9 protein-coding genes are annotated in these 13,430 nt (G+C 71.2%); 6 read left to right on the top strand and 3 right to left on the bottom strand.

The features are described from left to right. Positions 1-26: 26 nt before the first annotated feature. Positions 27-3,917 (top strand): FtsK/SpoIIIE domain-containing protein, encoded by a 3,891-nt coding sequence (locus NCCP_RS12415; RefSeq protein WP_172627395.1) that lies wholly within the window; start codon positions 27-29, stop codon positions 3,915-3,917. Between the two features lie 38 nt (positions 3,918-3,955). Here NCCP_RS12415 and NCCP_RS12410 read toward each other — a convergent pair whose 3' ends face one another. Then, the gene (locus NCCP_RS12410; protein ID WP_149957607.1) at positions 3,956-4,384 is read right to left on the bottom strand and encodes a hypothetical protein; all 429 of its coding nucleotides are present in this window, start codon (positions 4,382-4,384) and stop codon (positions 3,956-3,958) included. A 387-nt stretch (positions 4,385-4,771) separates the two neighbouring features. On the opposite strand from NCCP_RS12410, the gene NCCP_RS12405 reads away from it, so the two are divergent. Further along, positions 4,772-5,020: a WhiB family transcriptional regulator gene (locus NCCP_RS12405; RefSeq protein WP_086994524.1), complete on the top strand. Its 249-nt coding sequence runs from the start codon at positions 4,772-4,774 to the stop codon at positions 5,018-5,020. 184 nt (positions 5,021-5,204) lie between these two features. Next, on the top strand, positions 5,205-7,280 hold the full coding sequence (locus NCCP_RS12400; RefSeq protein WP_225873823.1) for a Stk1 family PASTA domain-containing Ser/Thr kinase: 2,076 nt from the start codon (positions 5,205-5,207) through the stop codon (positions 7,278-7,280). A 122-nt stretch (positions 7,281-7,402) separates the two neighbouring features. Here NCCP_RS12400 and NCCP_RS12395 read toward each other — a convergent pair whose 3' ends face one another. Further along, positions 7,403-8,797, bottom strand: a complete 1,395-nt coding sequence (locus NCCP_RS12395; protein WP_149957605.1) for a class II 3-deoxy-7-phosphoheptulonate synthase — start codon at positions 8,795-8,797, stop codon at positions 7,403-7,405. An 88-nt stretch (positions 8,798-8,885) separates the two neighbouring features. Beyond that, on the bottom strand, positions 8,886-9,803 hold the full coding sequence (locus tag NCCP_RS12390) for a lysophospholipid acyltransferase family protein (RefSeq protein ID WP_149957604.1): 918 nt from the start codon (positions 9,801-9,803) through the stop codon (positions 8,886-8,888). Between the two features lie 132 nt (positions 9,804-9,935). Between NCCP_RS12390 and NCCP_RS12385 the strand changes: the two genes are divergently transcribed. The 3 genes from NCCP_RS12385 (at position 9,936) to NCCP_RS12375 (ending at position 13,417) form a co-directional block, all read left to right on the top strand. Beyond that, the gene (locus tag NCCP_RS12385; protein ID WP_149957603.1) at positions 9,936-10,721 is read left to right on the top strand and encodes an alpha/beta hydrolase; all 786 of its coding nucleotides are present in this window, start codon (positions 9,936-9,938) and stop codon (positions 10,719-10,721) included. After that, on the top strand, positions 10,714-11,214 hold the full coding sequence (locus NCCP_RS15045) for a hypothetical protein (protein WP_172627394.1): 501 nt from the start codon (positions 10,714-10,716) through the stop codon (positions 11,212-11,214). Before NCCP_RS12385 ends, NCCP_RS15045 begins: the two co-directional genes overlap by 8 nt. A gap of 325 nt (positions 11,215-11,539) precedes the next feature. Further along, positions 11,540-13,417: an AMP-dependent synthetase/ligase gene (locus tag NCCP_RS12375; RefSeq protein ID WP_149957602.1), complete on the top strand. Its 1,878-nt coding sequence runs from the start codon at positions 11,540-11,542 to the stop codon at positions 13,415-13,417. Positions 13,418-13,430: the final 13 nt, after the last annotated feature.

Below are 13,430 nucleotides of genomic sequence, written 5' to 3'. Positions count from 1 at the left end.
CACGCCCGCCTTGTGGAAGGACCACCATGCCCCTACACCTGAGCCTGCCGGGTACGCGCCCGGCGGACCCCGCGCTGCGCCAATTCGACGTCATGGGCCCGCCCGGATTGCCCGGGAAGGCGCTCGCCGACCTCCTGGCCACCGACGCCCCCGGCATCCGGTGGCATGCTGGAAACATCCCCCTGTCCGAGGTCCCTGCCTTGCCCTCCCACGGACACCTGCTGCTGACCCCGGCCGCGGCAGGCCGCCCGGCCCCTGCCTCACCGGCACCCCTCTGGCTGTTGGTGGAGGAAGGCCCCGACAGCGGCTCGGCCTACCCGTTACCGCGGGGCGCGCACCGGATTGGCCGGCACAACTGCGACGTCACGGTGGCGGACCCAACCATCTCCCGCCACCACGCCGATTTGGTGGTCGACGGACGCTCGATAACCTTGAACTGGCCCGGCGTGCACTTGCGGCGTGCCTCCGGCCCGTTCCTGCAGTTGGCCGTCGGCGACCATTTCAGGCTCGGCTCGACGACCTTCCGGGTCGCCGCGCAGGATCAGTGTCCTCCCTCCATCGAATGGCCCCTGCCCCCGCTGACCGTGGATGGCGTCTCCGGGTCGGGACGGCCCGCCCTCGCGCTGCTCGGCGCCGTGCTGCCACTGCTGATCGGTGCGGCGTTGGTGGCGGCGACAGGGTCCTGGCTGTTCCTGGCCTTCGGCGCGGTAGGGCTGGCGACAGGGGGCCTCCCCGCGGCGGCTGAGCTGCGGGCGCGCCACCGGTTCAGGAAACGGATTCGCGCTGCAGCGGAGCAGGACCGTGCCCGCCTGGAAAGCCTTGCCCCCGCCCTCGGCACGCTGGTGCTGGGCCTGTCGGAGGCCGCTGGCCCCCCAGCCCGGAACCCAGAACGGAACCCGGCATCGGGGGCCGGCTCACTACCCCTGCGGGTGGGCCGCGGGGAGGCAACAGCCAACGTTTCGGTCGCGGCCGGCCCCGCTCCGCCACCGGTACGCCTGATGGCCTGTCCCGTGCTCGTCGCACTGCGGGCAGGATCCGTGGTGGCCGTGACGGGTGCCCCCGCCGCCGCGGCCGCCGCCCTAAGGGCCCTGGTCTTCCGGGCGGCGGTGGCCGTGCACGACGCCGGTTGGCTCCTGCTGCTTGCCGGCCCGGCGAGCGCCTTCCCCGCATCGCTCCGCCGACATCCGCAGGTCGCCCGGGTCCGGTCCCCGGGTGACCTGGCCCGGCTGCCACACGGAGACACCCCAGCCATTGTGGTCCTTGCGGGCTCTTCGCCGCAGTGGTTGGGCCCTTGCCAGGCCGCGGCCGGCGAGCAGCGCATTGCACTGCTCTGCCTCGATCCGGCCGGCACCCTGCCGGCGCAGTGGCGGATCTCCCCGGACGGCGGCTGGCTGGAGGAGCGCCGGGAACCGCAGATGCCAGAACGCCGACGCGTAGAGGTGGACGGCATGTCGTTCCGCACTATGGACGAGGCATGCCGAGCAACGGCGGCCGGCGGGCAGGAAGAGGTCCTTCCGCGGGTGGACCCGGCTTCCCGGCACCTTCCGGGGCCCCGGAAGGTGGCTTGGCAGGACGCTGCCACCGGCGTTCCCGGAACAGCATCGGCGGTGTCCTCGCTGGTGGCGCACTTGGGCTGGAGGGAAGGGGAGCCGGGGCTGCAGCTCGATCTGGTAACCGACGGACCGCACCTGTTGGTGGCCGGCACCACCGGCTCCGGGAAGTCGGAGCTGCTCAAAGCGCTGCTCCTGGAGCTGGCAAGGAGCTACCCGCCCACCGAGGTGGGGTTCCTGCTGGCCGATTTCAAGGGAGGGTCCGCCTTTTCGGCCTTCCGGGCACTCCCCCACACGCAGGCGCTCATCACCGACTTGGATGCGGAGACAGCCCGGCGCACCCTGGAGTCCCTTCGTGCCGAACTCGTCCGGAGGGAACGCCTGCTGCGCGAGTGGGGAGCGGCGGATTACGCCGCCTATCGGGGCATCCCTGGACCCCGCGTCCCGGGCGGACCTCACCCGCCGGTGCTCCCCCGCCTTGTGGCGGTGGTCGACGAATTCCGCGTGTTGGCCGATGATATGCCGGAAGCACTGGCCGACCTTGCCCGACTGGCCGCCGTCGGACGTTCCCTTGGGGTGCACCTGGTACTGGCCACCCAACGCCCGCAGGGCTGCGTACCCCCGGACCTGCGCGCGAACCTGAACACCGTTGTCTGCCTGCGGGTTCTGGCCCCCACCGATTCGGTTGATCTGCTGGGGACCGCCGCGGCGGCAGAAATCCCGGTGGATGCTCCGGGATGGGGCTATGCGCGCAGGGGCGGCGAGTCCCCGGCCCGGTTTCGGCTCCTTCCCCCGGGTGCGGCGGCGCCGGAATGGTCATTAGTGGAGGTGGGCCCCGACCTGGACACGTGCGGCTGGCCGCGGCGGATCACGGTCCTGCCGGCCGGAGCCGCCCCTGCCGGAGCCGGTTCCGCCGAAACCGGCTCCGGCAGACCTGACCCCGTCAGGGAAGCCGTGGCGGAACTCGCACGCAGCCTTGTCTCTAGGGACCGGCCGTCATCGCCGTTTGCCCCGCCGCTGCCGGAGGTCCTGGAGAGCATCCCCCGGCGGTTCCTGCCCGTTGTGCCCGCAGCCGCCGTGCCGCTGGGCCTTGCCGACCTGGTGGATGAACAGTGCGTGCGGGTCTTCGGCTGGTCCCCGCGCTCGCAGCGCAGGATAGCGCTCGTCGGCGGACCATCGGGCGGCGGTGCCGCCTTCGTCCGCCGGCTCGTTGAGGGCGCGGCGGGGATGGAACCGGAGTGCCACGTCTACGTGCTGGACGGCGCGCTGAGCTGCCCCGAGGCGGCGGGCCTTCCACGGGTGGCAGGCTACATCGATCCATCCGAGCCGGAGCGGGTCTCCGGGATGCTGGATGTGCTGGAGGAGGGCTGCGGGGAAACCGGTCCCGGCGCCGACCGGGTGCTGGTGCTTACGGGCCTGGCCGCCTGGTTCGCCGCGCTCGGCCCCGCCGGCATGCCCCGCCTCGAGGACCGGCTCGCAGGTTTGGCCCGAGCGGCCGGCGGGCCCTCCATCATTGTGGCCGGGGACCGGGACGTTGCCTCGTCGCGTTTTTTCGCCCTAGCGGAGCACCGACTTTATCTGCCATTCGGGCTGGGGCCGGAAACCACCATGCTGTGGCCGCGCCTGCGGAAGGTGCGCCGTATCCCCGGCCGCGCGGTCTGGACCGGTCCCGGGCTGCCGGACGGCGGCGTGGCCGTGCAACTCCTTGGCCCGCTTCCGGCAGGTGCGCCCGGGTCCACACCACCGGCCCGCCTGCCGCTGGCCGCCTGCCGGCCGCTGCCCCGCCACCTGCCCGGCGGCGACCTCCTGCGGGATCCCCGCCTGGCCGCAGCCGGCCCCGCTGCGCGGGAGGCGCGCGGGGGCTACCTGCTCGGGGTCACAGGCCCCGACAACAGGCCATGGACGTGGCAGCCGGGCCGGGTGGGGCTGGTCCTGGGGCGTCCGGGCAGCGGAAAGACCTCGGTGCTGAGGTTCCTCCAAGCCAGTATTGGGGCGCCGGCAGCCTGGATCGGCCCGGAGGACGCGCCGGCGGATCGGGCACGCGGCCCGGAGGACCGGGTCCCGCCGGTGGTGCTGGTTGACGACGCCGCAGACCTTTCCGCGGAGCAGCGGGCACGGGTCGAGCAGTGGCACCGGGCGGGGTCGAGGGTGGTGCTGGCCGCGGCTCCCGGACCGCGGCTGTTCCTCGACCTGCCGCTCGCCGCCACGGCACGGGCCGCCGAGTCGGTCCTCGTGCTCAACCCGCGAGCGCCCGCGGATGCCGACATCGTGGGCTGGCGGGTCGAACCGCTGGCGCGCGACCTTCCAGGGCGGGGTGTCGTCCTGGTGGCCGGGGTCCAGCGGCAGGTCCACTGCGCGCACCCCTGAACGGCACGCTCCGTTCGGGTGGCAACTGCGGCCGCAAACTACTGCTGGGCCCCCCGGGAAGCGGAGGCGCCCCGGTCCCCGAAAAAGGCGGTGGCCTTGGGGTCGAACAGCAGCAGGAGGATGGCGGCCGCGGGGACCAGCAACCCCAGCGCGACCAGGGGCATCCCGCCACCGAAGAACGACGCCGCGAAGATCACTTGGAAGACCTGCCACGCCAGGGCGGACGCCCGTGTCCAAGCCTTACCGCGGAACAGGAAATGCCCCACCAGGAACTGCCAGGCACCCGCGGCCAGCAGGAGGAAAAGCATGAAGAGCCGTCCGCCCATATTGACGGGACCTTCCTGCCCGATGGACAGTAGGTACCACGCAGCCGCGGCCAGGACCGCCAGTCCCTCAAGGACAAGCAGCACGGCAATGGCCGTTACGGAGACCGGGCGTGTGGGCGGAGCAGGAAGTTCTGGAGTCACCCGCAAAATCTACCGCTTCCCCCTCCGGCCCGGCCAAAGCACCCGGAAAGCACGACAAAGCACCCGGACAACGCACTCGGAAAGCACGCAGTCCCGACGGGCCACGTCGCCCGGACAAACCAGACGGCCGGACAAACCACCCGGCCGGACAAACCACCCGGCCGGTCAAGGCCTAACACCCGGATGGCGAGGAGGTTGACCTGTGATGAAAGCCTCACACCTTAACAGTGAATTCGCAGTCGGTGCCCCTTGTTTACGTGAACGTAACATGAAAGTCTGATTGGGCAGTCGGGGAGGGAGCACATGTAGCTCCCTTTTCTTCTGCCAGCCCGCCGGCCGTTCACCGCGGGACCCCACCCCCCAAACCCCCAAGGAGCATCAACAAGCATGGATTGGCGTAGTCGCGCGGCCTGTCTGGACAAGGATCCCGAACTGTTCTTCCCCGTGGGCAACACGGGTCCGGCCCTGCTCCAGATCGAAGAGGCCAAGAGCGTGTGCCGTCGTTGCCCCGTGATCGATACGTGCCTGCAGTGGGCCATCGAGAGCGGCCAGGACGCCGGTGTTTGGGGCGGCATGAGCGAAGACGAGCGTCGCGCCCTCAAGCGCCGCGCCGCCCGCGCCCGCCGCGCCTCCTAGCAGTACACACCCGTCCGGGAACAGCCGCTCCCCGGCTGAACCCGGACACCACCGCAGCTCCCCGGAGGGGGCCGGACCGCACCCGCGGCCCGGCCCCCTCCTGCATTGCGCGCCGCATTCACCTGCCTGCGAACCCGGCCCTATGTGATTCGGCTCCTTCATGTTCACTCGATACCATCGAACAGTGACGGAACAAGCGATCGACCCACTCGTGGGCAGCAGGGTGGATGGCCGGTACCACGTAAAGCGCCGGCTGGCCCGCGGGGGCATGTCCACCGTCTACCTGGCCACCGACCTGCGCCTGCACCGCGACGTCGCACTCAAGGTCCTCTACCCGCACCTGGCGGAGGACCCGGCCTTCCTCAAGCGCTTCGAGGCCGAGGCCATCACCGCTGCCCGGCTCTCCCACCCCCACGTGGTCAGCGTCCTGGACCAGGGCGTGGACGGCCACCTGGCCTACCTCGCCATGGAGTACGTCCGGGGCCGGACCCTGCGCGACCTGCTGGATGAACGGGGCAGCCTTGCCCCGCGCCAGGCACTGGCGCTGATGGACCCGGTGATCGAAGGGCTTGCCGCCGCGCATGCGGCCGGCCTGGTCCACCGGGACATGAAGCCGGAAAACGTGCTGCTCTCCGACGAGGGGCGGATCAAGGTGGCGGACTTTGGGCTGGCCCGCGCCGCCACCGGACACACCGCCACCGGGAACCTGGTCGGCACGGTCGCCTACATCTCCCCCGAACTGATCACCGGGGAGCCGGCCGACGCCCGCAGCGACGTCTACGCCGTGGGCATCATGCTCTACGAGCTGCTGACCGGCCGGCAGCCCTTTTCCGCCGAATCCCCCATCCAGGTCGCCTTCCAGCACGTCAACGAGTCTGTCCCGGCTCCCTCGGCCGCCGTCCCCGGCCTGGCCTCGGACCTGGACGAACTGGTGGAGTGGTGCACGGCCAGGGACCCGGAGGACCGCCCGCGCGACGCCGCGGCCCTACTGGGCGAACTGCGCCACATCCGCACCACCCTCACCGACGAACAGCTTGATTTCGGCGCGGCCGGAACCGCGGCCGCCGGGCCCGGCACGCCGGGCTCCCTTACCGAGGCCATCCCCGCCGGCGGGGACGCGACCAGCGTCATCGCCGGCCTCCAGGGCGCCACGCGCGCCTATCCGCGCCCCGTCCTGCCGGCCGGGATTACGGAGGACGGGGACGACGGGGAGGACGACGGCGGTCCCGACGCCGCGGAGGACACCGACGGCGAGGCCGGCTCCGGGCTGTCCGCCCGCGCTGCGGCCCGCGCGGCCCGGCGCGACGAAAAGGCCGCCCGCAGGGAGTGGGCCCGCGAGGCCCAGCGCCCGCTGGAAAGGCTTGAACCTTCCGGTTCACGCACCCGCGGCTGGATCCTGGCCGGGGTACTCCTGCTCGCCGCGGCCCTGCTCGCCGTCGCCGGCTGGTTCTTCGGAATGGGGCCCGGCGCCCCGGTGAACATCCCCTCCCTCGGAGGACGGACCGCCGCGGCAGCCGTGCAGGAACTCGACGCCCTGGGCGTCGACTCCACCCAACGGGAGATCTTCGACGAAAAGATCGACAAGGGCCTGGTGGTCGGCAGTGAACCATCCGCAGGCACCCAGATTCGCCGTTACGAAGACGTCCGTCTCCTGGTCTCCAAGGGGCCCGAACTGTTTGCGGTGCCCAACGTGGTGGGCCGCACCCGGGAGGACGCCGAAAAGGCGCTCCGCGAGGCGAACCTGGAGCTGGGCTCATCGCGCCTTGCCTACAACGAATCCGTGGACCAGGGCCTGGTGGTCTCCCAGGCCACCGCCCCGGACAGGGAGGTCCGCCGCGGCACCGCCGTCGACATCGTGGTCTCCCGCGGCCCCGCCCCCGTGGAGGTCCCCGACATCGAGGAAATGGATGCCGCCGAGGCCGAGCGCACCCTCGCGGCCGCCGGACTGAAGGGCAGGGTCACCGGCGAGGAGTTCAGCCGGGAGATCCCCAAGGGCACCGTCATCTCCCAGGACCCCGACGGGGGCAGGCTCGACCGCGGGTCCACCGTCGGCTATGTGCTGTCCAAGGGCCCCCGCATGGTCGAGGTCCCGGACGTCGTGGGCCAGGATGTGGACGACGCCGAGGAGATCCTGGAGGAGCTGGGCTTCGACGTCGAGGTCGACGAGGTCCTGGGCGGCTTCTTCGAGACCGTCCGCGACCAGGACCCGCGCTCGGGCACAGCGCCGGAAGGCTCCACCATCACCCTCACGGTGGTCTAGGAACCCGCCGGCACGGCCGGCATCCCCGCGGCAGGTAGGACGACGGCAGGCATAACGACGGCGGCCCGCTGCCTTGCGCAGGCAAGGCAACGGGCCGCCGTCGTGGTGTGGTTCCGCAGGTGCTAGGCGCGCCCGCCACGCTTGGCCAGCGCGCCGGAGACCAGGAATGCCATCTCCAGGGACTGGCGGTGGTTCAGGCGCGGGTCGCAGACGGACTCGTAGAGGTCGTTGAACTGCTCCTCGCGGATCGGGTCGGCCCCGCCCAGGCACTCGGCGACGTCATCGCCGGTCATCTCCACGTGCAGGCCGCCCGGGTAGGTGCCCAGCGCGTCATGGACCTCGAAGAAGCCCCGGACCTCGTCCATGACATCCTCGAAGTTGCGCGTCTTGTAGCCGTTCTGGCTGGTGACGGTGTTCCCGTGCATCGGGTCGGTGACCCAGAGCACCTGCGCTCCGGAGGCGGTCACCTTCTCCACCAGGTGGGGCAGCTTCTCCCGGATGTTCTTCGCGCCCATGCGGCTGATGAAGGTCAGGCGGCCCGGCTCGCGGTTCGGATCCAGCTTGTCAATCAGCGCCAGCGCGTCCTCCGGGGTGCTGTTCGGGCCCAGCTTCACACCGATCGGGTTGCGCACGCGGGAAAGGAAGTCCACGTGGGCGCCGTCCAGCTGGCGGGTCCGCTCCCCGATCCACAGGAAGTGGGCGGAGGTGTCGTAGGGCAGTCCGGTGCGGGAGTCGGTGCGGGTCAGCGCGCGCTCGTAGTCCAGCAGCAGCGCCTCGTGCGCGGCGAAGAACTCGGTCCGCTTGAGCTCGTCGAAGTCGGCCCCGCAGGCTTCCATGAAGCGGATCGCGCGGTCGATCTCCCCGGCCAGCGACTCGTAGGCCGCGTGCGCCGGGTTCTCGGTGAAACCCCTGTTCCAGTTGTGCACCGAACGCAGGTCGGCAAAGCCGCCCTGGGTGAACGCGCGGATGAGGTTCAGCGTGGATGCGGAGGTGTTGTAGGCCTTGACCAGGCGGGCCGGATCGTGGCGGCGGGATTCAGGGGTGAACTCGTAGCCGTTGACGATGTCCCCGCGGAAGGCCGGCAGGGTGACGCCGTTGCGGGTCTCGGTGTCCGAGGAGCGCGGCTTGGCGAACTGCCCGGCCATGCGGCCCATCTTGATGACGGGCATGGAGGCGCCGTAGGTCAGCACCACCGCCATCTGCAGGATGGTCTTCACGCGGGCGCTGATCTTGTCCGCGGTGGCATCGGCGAACGTCTCGGCGCAGTCGCCGCCCTGCAACAGGAAGGCCTTGCCCTGGGCCGCGGCAGCCAGGCGCCCGCGCAGCACGTCGACCTCGCCGGCGAACACCAGCGGCGGCAGCACTGACAGTTCCCGGACCGCGGCGTCGTGCTCGGGGGTCCCGTGCCAGCTCGGCTGCTGCTGGATCGGCAGCGTGCGCCACACGTCCAGACCGGGATCGAGGGCAGGGCCGGCGTTGCCGACCGGAACAGTGGGGGCGGAGGATAGCTCAGTCACCCTTAAAGGGTAGTCTCCCCGGCCCGGCCGCTCCGCATCCGGCGTAAAGCCCGGTCGCGGGACGTTAACATGAGGGCGAACCGCCGGGTCAGGTGGCCGTGCCCGCGTCCCGGCCGTCCTCGGGGGCAGCGGCTTCAGGGGCGGCAGCTTCTTCAGGGGCGGGGACCTCGGAGGCGGCAGCTTCTTCAGGGGCCGGGACCTTGGGAGCAGCGGCTTCAGGGGCCGGGATTCCAGGGAGAACGGCTTCGGGGTGGTCCTGCCCGGTCCCGGACTGTACGGCCTTGGCGTGCGAGGCCTTCGAGTGCTCGGCCCTGGCCTGGCGCTTGGCGGCCGCCATCTGGGTCTTGACGGTTTGGGCGTAGACGTCCACGTACTCCTGGCCGGACAGGCGCATCAGCGCGTACATGATCTCGTCGGTGACCGAACGTTGGACGAAGCGGTCCTCGGCCATGCCCGCATAGCGTGAGAAGTCCAGCGGCTCGCCGATCACCATGCCCACCCGGCGGATGTTGGGAACGGTCTTGCCGATCGGCTGGACCTTGTCCGTGCCGATCATGGCCACCGGAATGACCGGGACCCCGGTGGCCAGGGCCAGCTTGGCCACCCCCACCTTGCCCCGGTAGAGCCGGCCGTCGGGGCTGCGGGTGCCCTCCGGGTAGATGCCCAGCAGCTTGCCTTCACGCAGCGCCTGCTCGCCGGCCCCCAGCGAGCTGGCGGAGGCCGCGCCGCCGGAGCGGTCCATCGGCAGCTGGTTGCTCAGGCGGAAGAATGCGGCGGTCAGCTTGCCTTTGAGGCCCTTGCCCGTGAAGTAGTCGCTCTTGGCCAGGAAGACCACCGGACGGTCCACGGCGACCGGAAGGAAAATCGAATCGGAGACGGAGAGGTGGTTGCTGGCAAGGATCGCCCCACCCTGTGCCGGAATGTTGTCCAGCCCCTTGACCCAGGGCCTGAACAGCAAATTCACCAGCGGAGCGATGAAGATCCGCTTCATGATCCAGTAGAACACCACTGTGCCTTCCACCTGTCCGGGAGCCGCCTGTAGCGGCGCGGCGACGCCGGGCACCGCGGTCGGTTACGCTCTACTTTAGGCACACATCAGCCCCGGGCTCGCATCCCCAGGGCCCGCACGGGGAGAACCATGGACATCTTGCCGCAGCCGCCGCGGGAGCGCGACGCCGCCTTCCGGCGCGCGGGGTCCTCCCCCGATGCGGTGCTGCTCATCCACGGCTTCACCTCCGGTCCGCGCAGCGTCCTGCCGTGGGCCGAGGCACTTTCCGACGCCGGCTTCCCCGTGGCCGTCCCGCTGCTGCCCGGCCACGGGACCCATTGGGAGGACCTGTCCCGGACCCCGCGGGCCGCATGGATCGCTGCGGTGGAGCGGGAGTTCGACGCCCTGCAGGCCACCCACCGCCGGGTGTTCGCCTGCGGCCTGTCGATGGGCGGCACGCTGGCGCTGCGGCTCGCCGCCGCCCGCGGCGTGGCCGGCGTCGTGGTGGCCAACCCGGCGCTGACGTTCGCCCATCCGGCGGCGCGCTTCGCCGGACTGCTGCACCGGGTGCGCCCCACTGTGGCGGCCATCGCCAACGACATCGCCCTGCCGGGCCAGGACGAGGGCGCCTACCCGCTGACCCCCGTGGCAGGCGTGCACCAGCTGGGGCTGCTCATGGCCCAGACCCGGGCGCTGCTGCCGCGCATCGACGTGCCGGTGCTCGCCTACCGCTCCGCCGTGGACCATGTGGTTCCGGAGTCGAGCATCGCCGCGCTGCGCGCGGGGCTGTCCGGCGCGCCGCTGGACGTGCGGCCGCTGCCGAACAGCTACCACGTGGCCACCCTGGACCACGACGCCGGGACCCTGTTCTCGGGAACGATCGATTTCATCAGGTCCCACGGGTCCACATCAGGTGAGGAGGCCCACCGTGGCTGATAACGAGGCCGGCGACCGCCACCCCGGCCGGGCCGCCGACGACGCCGCATGGCGCGACCTGGTCCGCCGCCTGGAGGGGAACCCCTCCGCTGAGGGCCTTTCCGGCGGCCACGCGGGGGCCGGGGATCCCGCGGGGGCCGGGGATCCCGTGCCCGGAGGCGAGGGCATGGGTACGCACACTGGACCCGAAGCCACCAGCGGCGCCGGAGACGCCGCGGGCGGGCCGCGCGACTATGAACTTTTGGATGACGACGGCGACAGCTTCGTCCCGCCGGAACCACCGGCGTTGGGTGCGGGGGAACCCGCGAAGGTGCTGGCATGGTGCGGAGCCGTGGGCGCCCCGCTGCTCCTGCTGCTGTTCACGCTGCTCTGGCGCGGCGTTCCGGGGCCGGTGCTGCTGGGCCTGGCCGCCGTGTTCGTGGTGGCGGCGGGGTACCTGGTGTTCCGCATGCCGCGCGAGCGCAGCGAGGGCGACGACGGCGCACGCGTCTAGGCCAGCGCACCCAGCGGCGGACCTCCTCGGGAGGGCCCGCCGCGGGACCCGCCGGCCTCCCGGGCCGCGGCCCCCTCCCCGTCCGCTGCCGCCTGCTGGGGCGCCCCATTGACCGCGAAGCCTCACCCCCGGGCCCATAAGTGCGCCTGTGGCTTTCGTGACGGGTGCCACTAGGCTGGAGGTGCGCGGCCCGTCCGCCGGGCTGGCCAGAGCCGATGGGTACGCCCGGCGTGCTTCCTGCTTCCGGAGCCGCGCCACCGGGGCACCCGAGCAGAACCGACCACGCAGGACCGACCAAGCAGGACCGACCGACTAAGGAGCCGAAGTGCGCGAGATCAGCGTTCCCCCCCTGGTGACCAGCCCTCCGGAGGCCAATGTCACCGATTTCGTCCTGCGGCAGGCTGCTTCCCCGGCCAACCCGGTGCTTTTCTCCACCCCGGACGGCCAGGGCGGCTGGGTCCCCGTGCGCGCCGCGGAGTTCGCCGCCGACGCCTCCCTGCTGGCCAAGGGCCTCATCGCCGGGGGCCTGAACCCCGGAGACCGGGTGGGACTGATGGCCCGCACCCGCTACGAGTGGGCCCTGGTGGACTTCGCCATTTGGTTCGCCGGATGCGTCTCCGTCCCCGTCTACGAGACATCCTCCCCCAGCCAGCTCGCCTGGATCCTGGGCGACTCCGGCGCCTCCGCCGCCGTGGTGGAGGGACCGCGGCATGAGGATGCGGTGCGCCAGGCCGCCCAGCAGGAGGGCCTGGCCGGGCTGCGCCACGTCTGGCAAATGGAGGGTGACGGACTGGAGGCCCTGCGCCGGGCCGGCGCGGCCGTGGGCGACGCGGAGCTGGAGGAGCGCCGCGCATCCCGGACCCTGGAGAGCCTGGCCACGATCATCTACACCTCCGGCACCACCGGCCGTCCCAAGGGGTGCGAGCTGACGCACTACAACTTCGTCGAACTGTCGGAGAACGCCCGCCTGGCCCTGCCCGAGGTGTTGGCCCCGGGGTCCTCGACGATCATGTTCCTGCCGCTGGCCCACGTCTTCGCCCGCTTCATCTCCGTGCTGGCCGTGGCGGCCGGGGTGAATGTCGCCCACACCTCGGATGTGAAGAGCCTGCTGCCGGACCTGCAAAGCTTTAGCCCGAGCTTCATCCTGGCCGTGCCGCGCGTGTTCGAAAAGGTCTACAACAATTCCATGCTCAAGGCCGAGGACGGCGGCAAGGGCAAGATTTTCCACGCCGCGGCCGACACCGCCGTCGCCTGGTCCCGAGCCAGGCAGGACGGCAAGGTCCCGCTGCTCCTGGGGCTCAAGCACAGGGTCTTCGACAAGCTGGTCTACCGGAAGATCCGTGGGGCCATGGGCGGGCGCGTGGAGTACGCGGTCTCCGGCGGCGCTCCGCTGGGCGAGCGCTTGGGGCACTTCTTCCACGGGATCGGCCTCACCATCCTCGAAGGCTACGGCCTGACGGAAACCACCGCGCCGATCTCGGTGAACACCCCGGCGCTGATCAAGATCGGTACCGTCGGCGCGCCGCTGCCCGGCAACGCGGTGCGCATCGCCGAGGACGGCGAGATTCTGGCCAAGGGCGTCTGCGTGATGCGCGGCTACCACAACCGCCCGGACCTGCAGGAGGAGACGTTCACCGAGGGCTGGCTGCGTACCGGGGACATCGGCGAACTCGACGACGACGGGTTCCTGCGCATCACCGGCCGCAAGAAGGAGATCATCGTCACCGCCGGCGGCAAGAACGTCATCCCTGCCCAGCTGGAGGACCAGATCCGGGCCGACGTGCTGGTTTCGCAGTGCGTGGTGGTCGGCGACGGCCGTCCCTTCATCTCCGCCCTCATCACCCTGGACGAGGAGGCGCTGCCGGGCTGGCTTGAGCGCCACCAACTGCCCGCCTCGACTCCGTTGAAGGAGGCCGTGGAGAACCCCGTGGTGCGCTCGGCGGTCGCCGGCATCATTGCCCGCGCCAACGAGTCCGTCTCCAACGCCGAGGCCATCAAGGAGTTCCGCATCGTCGCCACCGATTTCACGGAGGCCTCGGGTCACCTTACCCCGTCGATGAAGATCAAGCGGGCCCAGGTGCTCAAGGACTACAGCGACATCCTGGAGGAAATCTACGGGACGGTCCGCCGCCATGCCGGGTGCCTTTCGTGCTGCGCGCCTCAGTCCCTGAGCGAATCGACCACCAGCGCAGCCAGCTCGTAGGCCGCGTCGCGGG

Origin of the sequence: Zafaria cholistanensis (genome assembly GCF_008580665.1) — a bacterium.
GTDB lineage: Bacteria > Actinomycetota > Actinomycetes > Actinomycetales > Micrococcaceae > Zafaria > Zafaria cholistanensis.
Note: the sequence above shows the minus strand (reverse complement) of the source record. Positions and strands in the feature narration are given on the sequence as shown.